At 43.7% G+C, this 16,805-nt stretch carries 13 protein-coding genes and 2 tRNA genes; 8 read left to right on the forward strand and 7 right to left on the reverse strand.

Annotated features, from left to right (window positions below; all coding sequences use genetic code 11):
- Nucleotides 1-18 precede the first annotated feature (18 nt).
- The 5 genes from JMX75_RS07475 to gltX form a co-directional block, all read right to left on the reverse strand.
- Nucleotides 19-672 carry a LysE family translocator gene (locus JMX75_RS07475; RefSeq protein ID WP_201531869.1) on the reverse strand — a complete coding sequence of 218 codons (654 nt, stop codon included), beginning with the start codon at nucleotides 670-672 and terminating at the stop codon, nucleotides 19-21.
- Nucleotides 673-896: 224 nt separating this feature from the next.
- Nucleotides 897-972: transfer RNA gene (locus tag JMX75_RS07480), tRNA-Glu, on the reverse strand.
- Nucleotides 973-1,117: 145 nt separating this feature from the next.
- A tRNA-Ala gene (locus JMX75_RS07485) sits at nucleotides 1,118-1,193 on the reverse strand.
- Between the two features lie 122 nt (nucleotides 1,194-1,315).
- On the reverse strand, nucleotides 1,316-1,681 hold the full coding sequence (locus JMX75_RS07490) for a hypothetical protein (protein WP_201531871.1): 366 nt from the start codon (nucleotides 1,679-1,681) through the stop codon (nucleotides 1,316-1,318).
- 145 nt (nucleotides 1,682-1,826) lie between these two features.
- Nucleotides 1,827-3,356, reverse strand: coding sequence for a glutamate--tRNA ligase (gene gltX, locus JMX75_RS07495; protein WP_201531872.1), 1,530 nt, complete (start codon nucleotides 3,354-3,356; stop codon nucleotides 1,827-1,829).
- 400 nt (nucleotides 3,357-3,756) lie between these two features.
- Here gltX and rsmH point away from each other — a divergent pair, with 400 nt between their 5' ends.
- The 7 genes from rsmH (at nucleotide 3,757) to JMX75_RS07530 (ending at nucleotide 13,165) form a co-directional block, all read left to right on the forward strand.
- A complete protein-coding gene (gene rsmH, locus JMX75_RS07500) occupies nucleotides 3,757-4,785 on the forward strand; it encodes a 16S rRNA (cytosine(1402)-N(4))-methyltransferase RsmH (RefSeq protein ID WP_201531923.1) in 1,029 nt (342 codons plus the stop codon).
- 212 nt (nucleotides 4,786-4,997) lie between these two features.
- Nucleotides 4,998-5,510, forward strand: coding sequence for a cell division protein FtsL (locus JMX75_RS07505; RefSeq protein ID WP_011514684.1), 513 nt, complete (start codon nucleotides 4,998-5,000; stop codon nucleotides 5,508-5,510).
- On the forward strand, nucleotides 5,507-7,594 hold the full coding sequence (locus JMX75_RS07510; RefSeq protein WP_149409702.1) for a peptidoglycan D,D-transpeptidase FtsI family protein: 2,088 nt from the start codon (nucleotides 5,507-5,509) through the stop codon (nucleotides 7,592-7,594). Before JMX75_RS07505 ends, JMX75_RS07510 begins: the two co-directional genes overlap by 4 nt.
- Nucleotides 7,595-7,664: 70 nt before the next feature.
- Nucleotides 7,665-9,383 carry a UDP-N-acetylmuramoyl-L-alanyl-D-glutamate--2,6-diaminopimelate ligase gene (locus JMX75_RS07515; protein WP_201531873.1) on the forward strand — a complete coding sequence of 573 codons (1,719 nt, stop codon included), beginning with the start codon at nucleotides 7,665-7,667 and terminating at the stop codon, nucleotides 9,381-9,383.
- 111 nt (nucleotides 9,384-9,494) lie between these two features.
- Nucleotides 9,495-10,943 carry a UDP-N-acetylmuramoyl-tripeptide--D-alanyl-D-alanine ligase gene (locus tag JMX75_RS07520; RefSeq protein WP_201531874.1) on the forward strand — a complete coding sequence of 483 codons (1,449 nt, stop codon included), beginning with the start codon at nucleotides 9,495-9,497 and terminating at the stop codon, nucleotides 10,941-10,943.
- A gap of 3 nt (nucleotides 10,944-10,946) precedes the next feature.
- Nucleotides 10,947-12,065, forward strand: a complete 1,119-nt coding sequence (mraY, locus tag JMX75_RS07525) for a phospho-N-acetylmuramoyl-pentapeptide-transferase (protein WP_011514680.1) — start codon at nucleotides 10,947-10,949, stop codon at nucleotides 12,063-12,065.
- Nucleotides 12,066-12,223: 158 nt separating this feature from the next.
- The gene (locus JMX75_RS07530) at nucleotides 12,224-13,165 is read left to right on the forward strand and encodes a putative RNA methyltransferase (protein ID WP_201531875.1); all 942 of its coding nucleotides are present in this window, start codon (nucleotides 12,224-12,226) and stop codon (nucleotides 13,163-13,165) included.
- 70 nt (nucleotides 13,166-13,235) lie between these two features.
- Here the strand turns inward: JMX75_RS07530 and cls are convergent, their stop codons facing one another.
- Entirely contained in the window at nucleotides 13,236-14,675 is a 1,440-nt protein-coding gene (cls, locus tag JMX75_RS07535; protein WP_201531876.1) for a cardiolipin synthase, read from the reverse strand.
- A gap of 81 nt (nucleotides 14,676-14,756) precedes the next feature.
- Nucleotides 14,757-15,536, reverse strand: a complete 780-nt coding sequence (locus tag JMX75_RS07540) for a YdcF family protein (RefSeq protein ID WP_201531877.1) — start codon at nucleotides 15,534-15,536, stop codon at nucleotides 14,757-14,759.
- A 567-nt stretch (nucleotides 15,537-16,103) separates the two neighbouring features.
- Here JMX75_RS07540 and JMX75_RS07545 point away from each other — a divergent pair.
- Nucleotides 16,104-16,775, forward strand: coding sequence for a hypothetical protein (locus tag JMX75_RS07545; RefSeq protein WP_201531878.1), 672 nt, complete (start codon nucleotides 16,104-16,106; stop codon nucleotides 16,773-16,775).
- Nucleotides 16,776-16,805: the final 30 nt, after the last annotated feature.

Below are 16,805 nucleotides of genomic sequence, written 5' to 3' on the forward strand. Positions count from 1 at the left end.
CTTAGGTAATTTTATTGCTCAACCTTTCTCAGTCAGCAGCTTGACTCCCATGCCGATAAATATCACACCGCTTATTCTATTTAAAATTACTTCAATAGTAGGATTCTTACGCAGATTTTCACTGAACTTTGACGCCAACAATGCCAAGCACGAGAACCACATAAAACCGGTCGTAGCAAAAGTTAGCCCAAGACCTAAAAAAGACAGCATGCTATTACCATAACTCGAGTCGATAAACTGTGGGAAGAACGCCAAAAAGAATAAGGCGACTTTTGGATTAAAGGTATTAGTTATGACCCCTTGCTTATATATCTGCCACCTATCTAACGGTCGAGTAGACGCTAATTTTTCTTCAATGGGTAAATTACTGGCAAGTAAAGGTACTGGTTTGCTAGTCAGCATTTTAAAGCCTAGATAGCATAAGTAGCTTGCGCCAATATATTTCACTAGCGTAAATGCAAATGGTGAATTGGCTGATAGGACGGACAACCCGAGCGCAGCCAGCAAAGTATGTACTAAAATACCAGAGATAATACCGAATACAGAGTAGAATCCTGCAGTCTGTCCCTGTGACATACTACGAGTAATGATATACATGCTATCTGTTCCGGGTGTTATATTTAATAAAATGGCAGCAAGAATAAATCCCAGATAATTTTCAATACCAAACATAGCCAATCCCTCCTTGTGATAGAAATTCAGCTCAACATTTTATAGAGCGCCTTTACATTGCATTCTATCAATATTCCTAATGGTATATATAGCCTTGCTAGCATTTTTCAGAAATGACAGACATAAAAAATCCCAGTCACCGTATGATGACTGGGCTTTTTTATTGTTCGCTTATTAGTCTAATCTTATGCTAAGCAAAAGTGCTAATAAGTGACGCCGTATAGTGGCGTCCCCAGGGGGATTCGAACCCCCGTTACCGCCGTGAAAGGGCGGTGTCCTAGGCCTCTAGACGATGGGGACGCATAGAGTGTTATAACCAGGGGTTACAACGGTACTTCACAATATCAGATAGCTTATAAATAAGCATTGCCTAGGTGCTGATATCGTCCTACTAGCGAGTATTTACGTTAAAGTTTCAGTGAACTGAGCTTTGCAATAAATAGTATGGTGGAGCTAAACGGAGTCGAACCGTTGACCCCTTGCATGCCATGCAAGTGCTCTACCAACTGAGCTATAGCCCCTCGCTAAGAGTGTGCGTATTTTATGTAAGACCAGCAGTCTTGTCAACTGCTATTTTAAAAATAATGCATAAATATGCAAAAAAAAGTGTTCAAAGCTATTTTATTAACTTACTAAGCCCAATTTAGCGTGGGTTTTGCTGACTGGCTATCTCTTTGATGGCTTTATCGGTAAAGAATTCTTCTTCAGTACCATCTGAAAAAATAACTGCACCGCATTCTGTGGGGATATATTGCCCACCTTTTAGTTGTACTGTGCTGATACCTTTAAAGCCAACGATGTCAGATTCTTTCAATCGATCGACATTATGATTGATATAACTGCAATAAGAGAGATATATCCACTTTAAGTCATCAAAATCTTGACCGGTAGTGAGGGTTAACTTGGTATCGTATAGCTCTTTTACGATGGCATCGTAGTATTTCTGCGCTTCTTTTAGCGTGTTAAAGACATAGTCTTTGCTTTCGATGGTGACGGTCTTGGCGGCCATTTTTATTTCCAATTTAAGTATTAAATAAAGAATCAGTATTCGTATGCAAATGCTGATATTCACGTAAAAAGGGGTCAGTAATAGCCTGACCCCTCTTTTTTATTCACTAATAGTATTATGAATCAACAATATTATTAACAAACAACTATTCAGCTGCCAAAAAATCTGGCAACTCTGCCGCTTGTTTCTCTAGTTTTTTCAGCTTCTTTTTGCCCAAACCACCAAGTACGTCAACCGCATGACGCAAGCGTGTCAATGTCATATCAGCGCCGATAATTGCCATAGAGTTCATGACTGGCGTCGATGAGGTGCTACCAGCGATAGCAATGAAGAACGGCGCCATAAAATCACGCATTTTAATGTCAAGGTGAGCAGCAAGACCTTTTAAGGTGGCATAGATGTTTTCTTCCGACCACGTTGGTAAGGTCTCTAGCTGCCAAAGCGCTAATTGCAGCATCTCAGTAATTTGTTCAGCCGAGAGTAATTTATGGGTAAAGCTCTCAGCATTGATATCAGGTAGGTTTTGGAAATAAAAGCCACCCCAATTAACTGCATCAGATAACAGCTCAATACGCGGCTGAATCGCTGCTGCGATAGCGGTTAATTTATCGCTGTTACTTGCCCAGTCGAGGATTTTGTTTTTGAGTTCTTCTGGCGTTAGCGCCCGTAGCCATTCGGCATTAAGCCAATTGAGCTTTTCGATATCGAAAATAGGGCCGCCAAGTGACACACGCTGAATATCAAAGCTGGCAATCATTTCATCCAAGGTAAATTTCTCAGCTTCGTCAGGCATTGAGTAGCCCATACGACCAAGGTAATTTAGCAAGGCTTCAGGTAGCACGCCGGCATCACGGTAATACGTGATAGAGGTAGGGTTTTTACGCTTAGACAGTTTTGATTTATCAGGGTTACGCAGTAATGGCATATGGCAAAGTACGGGCATCTCCCAACCAAAATACTCATAAAGCAGCTGATGTTTCGGCGCAGAGTTGAGCCACTCTTCACCGCGCAACACATGGCTGATGTCCATCAAGTGGTCATCGACAACGTTGGCTAAATGATAAGTCGGCATGCCGTCGGTTTTGAGAAGCACTTGCATGTCCACTTGCGTCCAAGGAATCTCGACCGTACCGCGCAGCATATCTTGTACTTGACAGACGCCTTCGGTTGGCACACGCATACGAATGACGTTTGGTTTGCCCTCAGCAACCAATTGCGCAGTTTTCTCTGATGCTAAATGGGCACAGCGACCGTCATAGCGTGGTGTTTCGCCATTGGCCATTTGCTCAGCGCGCATAATATCTAATTCTTCACTGCTACAAAAGCAGCGAAACGCATGATCGTTTTCTATCAGTTGCTCTGCATGCTTTTTGTAGATATCACTACGCTCGCTCTGACGATAAGGCGCGTGCGGACCGCCGATATCTGGACCTTCCGCCCAGTCAAGACCGACCCAGCGCAGCGCATCCAAAATCATTTGTTCAGATTGTTCGGTTGAGCGTGTTTGGTCGGTGTCTTCGATACGTAAAATAAATTCGCCGCCATGGGCTTTGGCAAAGGCTAAATTAAACAGTGCGATATAAGCAGTGCCAACGTGCGGGAAGCCAGTAGGCGAAGGGGCAATACGGGTACGAACAGGGCGTATGCTATTAGTAGAAGTAGATGGTTGCATCATAAAAATCTCAGAATGTTGTTGTTAATGAATGGGACAGTCAAAAGTAGTAGTGAAAAGTAAAAATATGGACGAAAGAATGGAAGTCAACGTTGAAAAATAGCGTAAAATATAGCGCTAGTATAACAGAGAGATGGGATATTTTTAACGAAATGCCCTTCTAGCGCTTGACTACCCGTGTATCCTTGCGATAATAATGTTAGGTAAGCCATAACTTGTTTATTTTCATCTGATTTTTTACTATTACTGGTCAATTTGACCATCATCTATTGAGTTGTTTGTGTCCATATCGAATAGTAAGCCAAAAAATACGCCAAATGCTAATCACAATCCTTCTGACCCTGATAATTCTACGTCAGCGGCGAGTCTGTTTTCTGAAGAAAGCACTTCTACTCAAAAACTTATGCAAGAGTCTAGGGAACATCAAGCTACGTCTGACGAATTGAGTTTTGTCCATGATGCGGTGCTATTGCAAGAAGCGGTCGCCGCAGTGTTGGGTGTCAAAGCTCTACCGAAGCAGACAGACGACGAAAGTCAAAATAGCTTGCAAGCAAGCGGTATCTATGTCGATGCTACCTTTGGTCGTGGTGGCCATAGTCGCTTGCTATTAAGCCAGCTTGCCGATGACGCAACCTTGATTGTTTTTGATAAAGACCCAACGGCCATTAGCGTTGCTCGTGAATTGGCAAATAGCGACAGTCGCGTAAAAGTGGTGCACGATAGTTTTGCGACGTTAACAGACAGTCTTGCTGCAATGGGAATCACTCAAGTTGACGGTTTAATGGCAGATTTGGGCATCTCATCACCGCAAATTGATGATGGCAGTCGCGGTTTTAGTTTTATGCGCGATGGTGCAGTTGATATGCGTATGGATACCAGTCGTGGGCAGTCAGTTGCTGAGTGGCTTGAGACGGTCGATGATGAAACCTTGGCCAATGTCCTTTATGAGTTTGGTGAAGAGCGTCACAGTCGCCGTATCGCTCGTGCCATTAAGCAGATGAACAGTTACGACTCTACTTTAGCATTGGCTGAAGTGATAAAAGTTGCCCATCCTAACTGGCAACGCGGCAAGCATCCAGCGACTCAGAGCTTTCAGGCGATGCGGATTTTTATTAACAACGAGCTTGGTGATGTCGATAACTTTTTAGAGCAAAGTATTCCGATATTGAAGGTAGGCGGACAGCTAGCAGTGATTAGTTTTCACTCGTTAGAAGATCGACGTATCAAGCAGTTTTTGCAGCGTCATAGTAAAGGGCAATATCCAGAAGATGAGAATCTACCGATGCCACCCAAGCGTCCGCGTTACTTTAGTAAGCCTAAACGGGTCGGTCCAAGTAAAGCAGAGATAAGTCATAACCCACGCTCGCGTAGTGCATGGTTACGCATGGCAACACGTACTGATGCTGACTATGTAGCAGATGTTCATCCATGAATGCCATTATTAAATTATGTGGTTTAAATATGACTGAATGTTTTAATGATTACGCGGCTGTTAAAAAGCTGTAAACATTATCTGCTAGGCTCAGCAGTTACTTTTTTGCTTGGTATTGTTTGTATTGATGGTGCTGATGGCTTATAAGAGTTTTATAACTCGTAAATGGTTATCGCTTTTTATATTTTGAAGTTCACTTTTTTGAGATTGTCATGGCAATATCCGACAAACCTGCAAACCGCCGCGCCGCAACGCCATCGAATACCGATGTTGGCGCCTTATTTGTGCGTAAATTTAAAATATCAAATATCTATGTGGCTATATTGGTACTGTTGGCGGCTGGTATTGTATGGAGTGGCATCAAAACGGCTGAAGGTGTTCAGCAATATCATCAGGATTATAAAACCTTGCAAGACATGAAAAAACAAGAGCGAAAATTACAAGTTGAGCATCAGCGTCTGCTTATTGAACAACAGACCTTTAGTGCGACGCCGCAGATTGCCAGTCGTGCCGTTGCTGAGCTTGGGATGTTTTCGCCGACACTCAAAGATAAGCTGATTATCCAGCCAGGTGCTGCGACAGCAGTTGCACTCGTGGACCCTGATGCCAGTACTCCAGACACTTTAACGACGAATGATTCTGATGTTTTCGAAGCTGATGCTGTGAGCGATGCACCCGTTAAGGCTGCTGCTACCGATTCTGACCTAGCGGAGGCAGGACAATGAGCGATAAAAAACCCAGTGCTAAAGCGACCAGCAAAAAACCAGCCAGCGGCAAGGTTACTAAGCCACTACGCCGTGCTAGTGCGGCCAAATCTGGGCAAACGAGTAGCAAGCCTGATAATAAATCAGATGATGGCCGTAAAGCCAAGCTATTTGGTCGCTTAAAAAAGAATGAAGAACAGGGTGCTTATACCAGTGTCAAAAATCTAAAAAGCAAAAGATCAATTTTGGGAAAAGCATCTGGTGCTTCCTCTCGCGGCGGTGTCGAACAAGATAAGAACCGTTTCCGTTTGATTTGGGGTATAGCGCTGCTTATTTTGGTGGCACTTATCGGTCGTGCTTACTATATTCAAATTGCCAATACTCAGTTTTATCAAGATAAAGGCAATGAGCTCATCACCAGTGTACGCACGCAAAAATCCTATCGTGGCATGATTACGGATCGCAACGATTTGCCATTGGCTGTCAGTGCACCACTTGCGACAGTCTCTTTTAGCCCGCATGACTATGCCCGTGAATACTACGAGCTTAAGCGTATTATTATCACTAATCCTGAAAGTCCGCAGCTTATCGCACGTATGCAAAAGCGCTTGGATAATATGGATTTGACGACGCTTGCGGCGGCTGCCAACATCTCAGCCGATGAGCTAAAAAGAGTGACAGCTATCGATCCTACTATTGATGTAACGGATGAAGTGGCAGTCAAAGCAGCGCTGCCATCGGGTGCAGGCTCGCATTATTTGCCACTATTAAATAAAGTAACGCCGGAGATTGCAGAAAGCGTTAGCTCGCTTGATTTTCCTGGTGTTAATGAGAAAAACTTTTTTCAGCGCTATTATCCGCAGCCACAGCCTAACTCGCAACTACTAGGTTTCATGGGACAAAATGCCAACGATCCTGAAGGTGGTTACGAAGGACGTGCTGGTATCGAACGTCAGTATGAGAAAGAGCTGGCAGGCGATGATGGCAAGGTTTTGGTGCTCAAAGACGCCAAACAAAACAGTCTTAAAGAAATCAAGCAGGTTGAGCCAGAAGTACCAGGCAAAGATGTGACATTGACCATTGATTCGCGTTTGCAATATTTGCTTTATAAAGAGTTAGAAAAGGCGGGGCGTTTGCAAAAAGCGCGCTGGTCGACGGGTATGGTAGTCGATGTACAAACGGGTGAAGTATTGGCGCTATCGACATGGCCGTCATTTAACTCTAATAATCTAAATGAGATGACGGGTGAAAATCAGCGTAACCGTGCGCTCCTTGATGTCTTTGAACCCGGTTCAGTCATGAAGCCATTCACCGTTGCTGCGGCTTTAGATTCAGGGAAATACACTGCCACTACTTTGATCGATACCAATCCTGGCTCTATCCGTGTCCGTGGTTATACGATTCGTGACCATAATAATCTAGGGCGGATCACGATGGCAACGCTACTACAGAAATCTAGTAACGTCGCCTCGACCAAGATTGCTTTGTCTCTACCGGCTGACGGCATTACCAATATGCAAAGACAGTTTGGCTTTGGGGCAAAAACACCACTGCAATTCCCAGGTGAAGGCAGTGGGCTTGTGGTGACACCAGAAGAAAAAGAAACTTCGAGACGGGCAACGGTCAGTTATGGCTATGGTATACAGGTGACGCTGGCACAGATAGCGCAAGCTTATTCAGCGCTGGCGGCAGGTGGCGTCATGCATCCGCTAACGTTGAATAAAAATGACAAAGCGCTACCAAGCAAACGTATTATGGCGCATGAACAAGCGATGGCCATCGTACAGATGATGGAAAGTGTCACAGAAGACGGCGGTACGGCTAAAGGTGCGGCTATTGATGGTTACCGCGTTGCTGGTAAAACAGGAACCTCGCGCCGTATCAATCCAAAAGGTGGCTACTATACTGACCAGTATCGTAATGTCTTTGCGGGTATGGCACCAGCTTCTAATCCAAAACTGGTCGGTGTCATGTTAATCGAAGACCCGCGTGGTCAGATTTATGCTGGTTTAACCGTGGCTCCTGTTTTCCATAATGTCATGAAAGAGGCACTACGTTTATATAATGTGCCCTTAGATAAGCCGCTCAAAACCGAAGCTCAATAGATATAAAAGTAAATTTTTTAATATCCAGCTCTTAACTATTTGATGTGTTTTAACCGTTTAGGATTTGCCAATGACCCTGTCTACCTCGTCGCCATGCAGTATCACAGTTACCTTGCACCAGCTGCTTGCAGCTAGTAGCAGCGACGATAGACATAGTCTACAGCAGGTATTTACAGCGAATATGACCGCATCTGTTAGCGAGTTATCGAATCAAATGACCGCTGTTCAACTGGATGCGGTGATTAATATTCCATTCCAGCAGTTCTGTTTAGACAGCCGTCAACTAGCCAGCAACGACGTGTTCGTCTTGTTAAAAAGCCATACGCCAAATTGCCAAAAAAGCCGTGACCACCTCTATCAAGCCGCTAACAATGCGGCTTTTATCCTATCGGAAATCGACCCTATTGCTTTGCTTGCCACGGCTAATGTCTCGCCTCACGCCAATCTCGAATTGACTAAAACTGATAATGCAAAATCTATCGCACAGCAGCAATTAGATACTTTGCCTTGCCCCGTATTATATATACCTCATATCCGTGATTTTCTGGGCAGCTTAATTCAAGCACGTTTACAGTATCAGCAGCCCGTGACATTACCAACTGTCATAGCGGTGACGGGCACCAATGGCAAAACCACCATTAGTCAATTGGTGGCGCAATTGACGCAGCTGACAGGTATAAGCAGCGCAGTTATGGGCACGGCAGGTAATGGTAGGCTTGGTGCTTTGGTACAAGCCAGCCATACCACGGGCGATGCCTTAGCGGTCCAGCAATTTTTATATCAAATGGGTACAGAGAATGCTGAATTATTGGCATTAGAAGCCAGCTCACATGGTTTGGATCAGCAGCGTCTGCAAGGTATGCCAGTGTCGGTGGCGATTTATACCAACCTGAGTCGCGATCATTTAGATTATCATGCTGATATGGCAGAGTATGCAGCAGCAAAAGCCAAGCTGTTTGATAAAGCCCATTTTCCAGATTTGACCCACGCTATTATCAATATCGATGACGAGCATGCCCAGATTATGCTTGATACGGCACACGCTAGCCAATTAATAGTTTGGACGTATAGTTTAGACCCATCAAAATCTGCAACCTTTGTTGCTGCTGAAATCAAGCCAAGTCTGCAAGGTGTTGAGATTAGCCTGCGTACAGATTTTGGCGATGGGACAATGAATCATTTAGATATCGTCAGCCCATTATTGGGGCGTTTTAATGTTGCCAATTTACTTGCTGCTATGGCAGCTGCCGTAGCTTTGGGCATTAATCTTGAGCGGATTGCTGCAATCATTCCGCAATTGCAAGGTGCAGTTGGGCGTATGCAGCGTGTACCGTCGAATGATGGCTGCTTTATCGTTGATTATGCACATACGCCTGATGCCTTAAGTCAGGTGCTTGCCAGCCTAAAGACCCATTGTAAGGGTCAGCTGTGGGCAGTGTTTGGTTGTGGGGGCGACCGTGATGCGGGCAAACGTCCTTTGATGGCGCAAGCAGGATTGGCAGGCGCAGATAAAGTCGTGTTAACGGCAGACAATCCACGCACCGAAGATCCCAATGCGATATTGCAAGATATGCAGGCAGGGATGAGCACTGAGCAATATCAGCGTACCCATATTGAGCCTGCGCGCCAAGCAGCGATTGAGTATGCGGTCAATCAAGCAGCGGCTGATGATATCGTCGTTATTGCTGGCAAGGGTCATGAGACCTATCAGGAGATTAATCATGTTCGTTATGATTTTGACGACAGTGTTATTTTGCAAAACGCCTTAAAACAAGCAGGGCGTGTATAGCATTTATAGATAAATAATAGCGCTTATAATTAGTTTTCCATGATATTTAAAAAGTATTAGTCGTTAACTATAAAAAATAAATAAGTAGTCATCATATATAAGGTAATCATTATGACAGCCGACAACGATAACAGCATTCAGTCGCAAGGGCTGTATGTTTGGCAAGCAGACAATCTGCTCGCAGCAACCGCAGCACTCGACGGGCATTGGCAGCTGAGTGAGGGACAATCCGGCTCAAAAAACGATGTAATGAGCACTCGTATTGCCACCGATACCCGTACGATAAAGCCTGGTGATATATTTTTAGCGTTAACGGGTGATAATTTTGATGGTCACGACTATATCGATACTGCCATCGCGCAAGGTGCGGTTGCGGTTATCGTCGCTCGCCCTATTGCTACGGCTGATGCAAATAGCATTCCGCAGTTAGTGGTGAGCGACACCCGTTTAGCGTTAGGACAATTGGCTGCGTATCGTCGTCAACAGCATCAAAATTTAACCGTTATTGCTATTACTGGCTCTAGCGGTAAGACCACCTGTAAAGAGATGCTCGGTAGTATCTTTGGCAGACTTGCCCCAACGCTTATCACGCGTGGCAACCTAAATAATGACTTGGGTGTGCCGATGATGTTGCTCGAATTATCCGATCATCATCGCTATGCCATTTTGGAGTTGGGCGCAAACCATATCGGCGAAATTGCTTATACTACGGAGATTGTCCAGCCAGATGTTGCGTGTATCTTAAATATTGGTACGGCGCATTTGGGTGAGTTTGGCAGCCGTGAAGGGATTTGCCAAACCAAGGCTGAGATTTACCATACCTTGAATGATAGCCAATTTGCGATCGTTCCTGATAAAGATGATTTTACCAATCAATTACGCCGTATCGCTGAAAAGCATACATCACACGTGATTGGCTTTGGTAATACTGATGTCAGTGCCAGCCATTTAGATGTCGAGCCTGAGCGTAGTGAATTTAAGCTGCATATCGGCAATCAAGTCCATGATATTAACTTGCCACTAGCAGGCGAGCACAATGTCAATAATGCTTTAGCCGCTGCTGCCTGTGCCCATGCATTAAATATTGAAGTTAGTGATATCGTCGTCGGACTTGAAAATGCGCGTCCTGCCAAAGGTCGCTTGAACAGTCAGCTGTTAGGCATGCATCGACTGATTGATGATACTTATAATGCCAATCCACATTCGGTACGGGCGGCTGCCAAAGTATTGGCAGCGCAAACGGGTACGCAAGTGATGGTATTAGGCGATATTGCTGAGTTAGGTGAGGCTGCAGTGAGCGAGCATCGAAGCTTGGGTCGTACCATTGCGACCACAGGTATTAATGTACTGCTTTGCGTTGGTGAATATGCCCCTTATACAGTCGAAGGTGCGCAGGAGATTTCTGATATCAATGCCCATGCGTTTACCGATAAAGACAGTTTATTGGCGTATTTGAAACCTTATTTGCAAGCGCAGCAGGCGCAACCTTGTACGGTGTTGTTTAAAGGTTCTCGTTCCATGGAAATGGAAACACTTATCAATGCGCTAGTCGAGGAGTAGGCGGTGTTAGTTTGGTTGTTTAGCTGGCTTGGTCATTATTATGCCCCGTTTTATGCGGTTTCTTCTTTGACGCTGCGCGCGTTACTGGCGGTCGTTACCGCCCTTGCTTTTAGCATGGTTTTTGGTAATCGCGTTATTCGACGTTTGCGTGCACTTAAGTACGGTCAGGCGATTCGTAATGATGGACCACAGTCGCATTTGGTCAAAACTGGTACCCCGACCATGGGTGGGGTGCTGATTTTAAGCGCGATTGGGGTATCAACCTTGCTTTGGGCGCGTTTGAATAATCCGTATGTCTGGATTTTGCTCATCGTCATGATTATCTTTGGTGCGGTAGGCTGGGCGGATGATTGGCTCAAAATTAAATATAAGAACCCAAAAGGTCTAATTGCTCGCAAAAAATACTTTTGGCTATCCATGGGTGCATTATTCGTCGGCATTTCTTTATATTATATTGCCACACTGCAGCCAGATATTGCGACGACTCGCGAGATGCAGGATTTATTAATACCTATCTTTAAAGATTGGATGATTCCATTTTCGGCAGTGCCGTTTGGTATTGGCTTTATTATCTTTACTTACTTTGTGATTAATGGCGCCTCTAACGCTGTCAATTTAACTGATGGCTTGGATGGCTTGGCGATTTTGCCAGTGGTCTTGGTTGCTGCAGGCTTGGGCGCGATGGCATATGTCTCTGGTGACGTACGCTTTGCGGATTACTTGCACGTACCTTATATTGCCTACAATTCTGAGGTGATTATTGTCTGTGGCGCGATGATTGGCGCAGGGCTTGGCTTTTTATGGTTTAACGCCCATCCAGCGCAAGTGTTTATGGGTGATGTGGGTGCGCTGTCACTGGGCGCAATGCTCGGTACCATTGCGGTAATGACACGCCAAGAAATCGCTTTCGCAATTATGGGCGGACTGTTCGTTGCAGAAGCATTGTCGGTAATGCTACAGGTTGGCTCATATAAGCTACGCAAAAAGCGCGTCTTTCGTATGGCACCGCTGCATCACCATTTTGAAGAGATTGGCTGGAAAGAAACCCAAGTGGTCGCAAGGTTTTGGATTATCGCCATTATCTTGGTTATCCTTGGATTGATGACGTTAAAGCTGCGTTAGAACAGTAACTTAGATTAATCTCGATATTCTTCGTTAAAAAGCCATCTCAACAAGTTTGAGATGGCTTTTTTGTTTCCCATACTATCTTTTCTCATACCTTTTAATACTTAGCATGGCTGAATTTTGGTAAAATAACAGCCATATTGCTATGATTTGAGATGCCTGTGTCCTTATTTATTTGTCCCCTTTGTCAGTCGCCACTGCAGCCCGCAATCGATACATGGCGCTGTGATGGTAGCTTGCACCCAAAACAAACTGCGCATCCTTTTGATGTGGCACGTCAGGGTTACGTTAATCTGCTACCTGTCCAACAAAAAAAATCTAAAGCACCGGGTGATAGTCAAGCATCCATCGAGGCACGTAAACGGTTTTTAAATGCAGGGCATTATCAGCCATTACAAGCGCTTATTTGTCAAAAAATAGTGGAACTGTTAGCAAAAAACGAGTTGCCATCTGAACAAACTGGTAAACCAGTCAATTGGCTAGATATCGGTTGCGGCGAAGGTTATTACACCCAAGCGATGGCTCAGACGGGTATGGATACACTTATTGCGGCAGATATTAGTAAACCTGCCATAGTAGAGCTTGCAAAAGTGAGCAAGGCAGCAAGTTCTCTTTGGAATCAGCAAGATAAGAACGATGGTATTGAAACAGCAGTGATTTATCCATTAGTAACCAGTGCTGCTCATTTGCCCTTGCGTGCGCAAAGTATCAATGGGATTAGCAGTATTTTTAGTCCCATTCTGCCAGAAGCGTTCAATGAAGTATTAAGCGATGAGGGTTATTTAATCATTGCTAAGCCAGATATCGGGCATTTAGCAACGATGCGTGAGGCTTTGTTTGACGATGTCCGTGAGCACGATTCTGACAAGTTTTTGCAGGAATTAGCGCCATATTTTACGCTGCTTAACACTTATAATGTCAGTACTGAGTTAAAATTATCAGCAGATAATTTGGCTGATTTGCTGACTATGACTCCTTATGCATATCGTGCGCATACCGAAAAAAGACAAGCGCTACTAGCTTCAGTTGCAACCGAAACATTTGCAACTGAAGCCAAGTTTGTCATATATATTTTGCAGAAAACAACTAACTTATAAGTTTACTTATCGCTATGTCATCTTATCAAGACACTTCACAAAATAACCTGATGGGCTTAAAGTAAAAGGCTTATAAAACAGGTCCCATCGTAGCAATGATGTTGTTCCAAATCCTAGAAGATAGTGGCCAGTTTTTGACCTCTTCACGTGTTACTTCGTCTGAATCAGCGATATATAGGTATTGGCGCTCGATAATATCCGCCGTCAGCTTTTTATCGCTAAAGACAACGTTATTCTCATAATTCAAATCAAAGCTACGCAAGTCTAAATTGGTCGAGCCAATTAAGCTAATTTCACCATCAATCGTCAAGGTCTTGGCGTGTAACAAGCCTGGTTTATATTCATAAATTTTTACGCCCGCTTCGAGCAATTGCCAATAATAACTGCGACTGGTCGCGGCAACGATAAAGGAATCGTTATTTTTTGGAAAAACCATCATCAATTCAACCCCGCGATAGGCGGTAGCGCATAAAATACTGATGAGTGAATAATCGGGCACGAAATAAGGCGTAGAGATAATCAGCGTCTCTTGCGCTTGGCTAATCAAAGCACCCAAAAACTGTGGCGTGGTACCGTGCCGCTGAGTGGGACCATCTGAAAAAACTTGGGCAGGAAAGCCATTAGGCTTTGGCGTGCTATCATAATAAAAGCTATCAAGCGAAGTATCTGGGTTTTCAATCAGCCAATCACTGGCAAATAACATCTGATTCTGCGCGACCACAGGTCCTTCGATACGCAGCATAATATCGACCCACGGAGCATATTTTGGCTTTACCATAAATTCAGGATCGGCGCAGTTACGACTACCAGAGTAACCAATTTTGCCATCAATAACGGTAATTTTGCGGTGATTACGCAGATCAATACGGCTAAACAGCATTACTTTTACAAAGTTGGTCAGTGGGAGAGCTACACTGACTTGTACGCCAGCATCTTGCATTTCTTGCCATATCTTTGAGCTCACCATCTTCCGTGAGCCCATGCCATCAACCATTGCTCGACAAGTAACGCCGCGCTTTGCTGCTCGGATGAGAGCTTGCGCGGTATCAATACCCATGCCATCGACGAGCCAAATGTAATACAGCACATGTATATGGTCTGTTGCAGCATCAAAATCGGCAATCATGCGTCTGCGTGTTTCGCTTGCATCTGCCATGAGCTCTGCCTGATTACCCTCCATAGTATGAAAACCAGTGGCTTTTGCTGCATAAGCAAAGGAAGCTTGATAAGCGGGCTTGATCATCTTCTCTAACGTCGTCTCATGACCAAGAACGCTTGGACTATGAGTATTTAATCGCTTAATGATATCGTCGCGTTTTTGCCCAAAGTCATGACCCAAATGCACTTCACCAAACATCCAGTAAATCAGCACGCCAAAATAAGGCAAAATAAACAGGATGACAATCCATGCTAATCTGGCAGGCGAGGTCAAATCATGGCGAGATAAGACCCGTAAAGAAATCAGTATCAGTAGGATAAAATGTATCGTCAACAAAATATCTACGATCATAACAGCGTCCTTTATTATTATTTTATCTAAAAAGTATCAATCGCTTTAACTAATCAAAAAGAGAAGTACTATGAAAACCGTCTAGTATTCTCCAAAAAGCCAACCACTGACAAAGGCAAAGTACTCTCTAAACCACGCGTTATAGCGGATGGATAACGGAGTAGGGCTGGCAAGCATAATAGGTTGCACGTAGCCTTGATGCCGAGCGATGTTTGCGGCGCGAATAATATGAAAATCACTGGTCACGATAGCGATGGGCGCTTTAATAGAAATGCCTTTTGCCGCTAATATCTCTTGGCTATAAATAAGATTTTCTACCGTACTCGTGCTTCGACCTTCTTGCAAAATACGTTTTATAGGAATGTCGTACGTATCATACAAGTAGGTTGCCATAATACGGGCCTCGCTATGTGCTTGACCAAAACCTATGCCACCGCTAGTGATGACCAATGCGCTTTTTTGCGAGTGAATAATAGGCGCGGCCGTGTCCAAGCGTTTGGCTAAGGTTGGTGTGGGTTTGCCTGCGACCGTACCTGACCCTAGCACAATGATGGCAGTAACTTCAGGTACAGAGCTGGCACCTTGTTTCATCTGCTGCTGTAACGCCAAAATAAACATGCCAAAGCTGAGCAGCCAGATAGAAAATATCATCCATAGCCCGTACCAAAAATAGCTTAACCAGCGGTGTTGATAGATAAACCTTATGATATTACGCCAAAAAATACCATGAGCAACAAATATCATACCCAATAAAAAGGGTGCCACCGAACCAAAATTTATCTTACCTACTGCTATTAAAATCGCACAATCGACAATCATGACACTGCCGATAAGGGTAAGTAGCACTCGTATTGGCATCATAAAATTTTTTGGCACAAAGGGGCGATTGTTTATAGGCAGTATGGTCAATGGATTTTCTATGTTGATATTAGTTTGGACGCTATAGCGTGTCTGATAAGAGACTGTTTGATCCCATGATAACGCACCCTGTTCTGAGATAGCGTCTCATTGTTGTTACTAATAGCTATGGATCGATAGTAGATTAATATCGAGCTTTAGAGGGTCAGTGTGAGTAATAAGAATTAGAATGAAGGTTTGATAAAGTGAATTTGATTATGAGATGATTTTTAAATAAATATATATGAATATAATAAAAAAATGTTTACTAAAAAAATTAAAATATCTTCGTATTTCAAGTAAATACAGTGATATTACCAGTCACTCCTATAAATATACCGCTCATCTGTTTACTTTTGATTAGGTGTCGTTACTGTAATAGACTGCGTTTATTGGGTAATAAGAAGCCTGGCTTCTGTGAATATTACTAGCTTATACGTCGCTAGATAGCTCTTGTTTTTTGCTGAATTCCTAAGAAGTTACTCTAGTAGACATCAAAAATAAATCAGTTTTAATTATAGAGTTCATATTATGAATATTTTTGGAAAATTAGCAGTATCTGGTTTAGTTTTATCCTTTGCTTCAGTGGCATCAGCAGCATCGGTGAGTGGTTCTACCGATTTTCGCGTCACACTCCCTGAAGTCTTAGTACTTTACCATTGGGATGATGCGCATTTAACATTAACGGATGTCGTCACTCCTACAGCTGCCAACGACAGTGATGCTCGCGAAATTAGTGATACTACTACTCGTAACCTGACTGATGTTTTAGGGAAAGGTGCTTATACAATTGAAGGTACTGCTGTTAATTCTAGTGTTCCTGATACTTTCGTTTCTAGTGCTTCAGCAAATGTCACCTTAAAGAATTCTTGGGCAGTACGCAGTATATCTAGTGGTGATGTTACCCTTGGCTTATCGGTACAACAAGATACCCTCAAGAATGTAAATAATCAGAACTCTACTATTACTGTTAGTAAAGCAGGACTAGCTTCTACGGGTACAGGTATTGGTGGTAGTGCTACAGCCATGACCATTCCTTCAGGCTGGCAGGGTGTGCAAGGAGATATTAATTTTACCTTAGATTTAACAAAGGCCAATAATTCTGGTGAATATAACACCCGTGGCATAGCTGGTACGGCAGGTGAGTCAGCTAACGCTACTGACACTTTCTTGCTAACGTTGACGGGTCTTTCTGCAAGCTAATCAATGGTTAGATTTCGTATTAGTTAATAT

It is taken from the genome of Psychrobacter sp. LFX-11D (assembly GCF_904846475.1).
GTDB classification, from domain to species: Bacteria; Pseudomonadota; Gammaproteobacteria; order Pseudomonadales; family Moraxellaceae; genus Psychrobacter; species Psychrobacter cryohalolentis.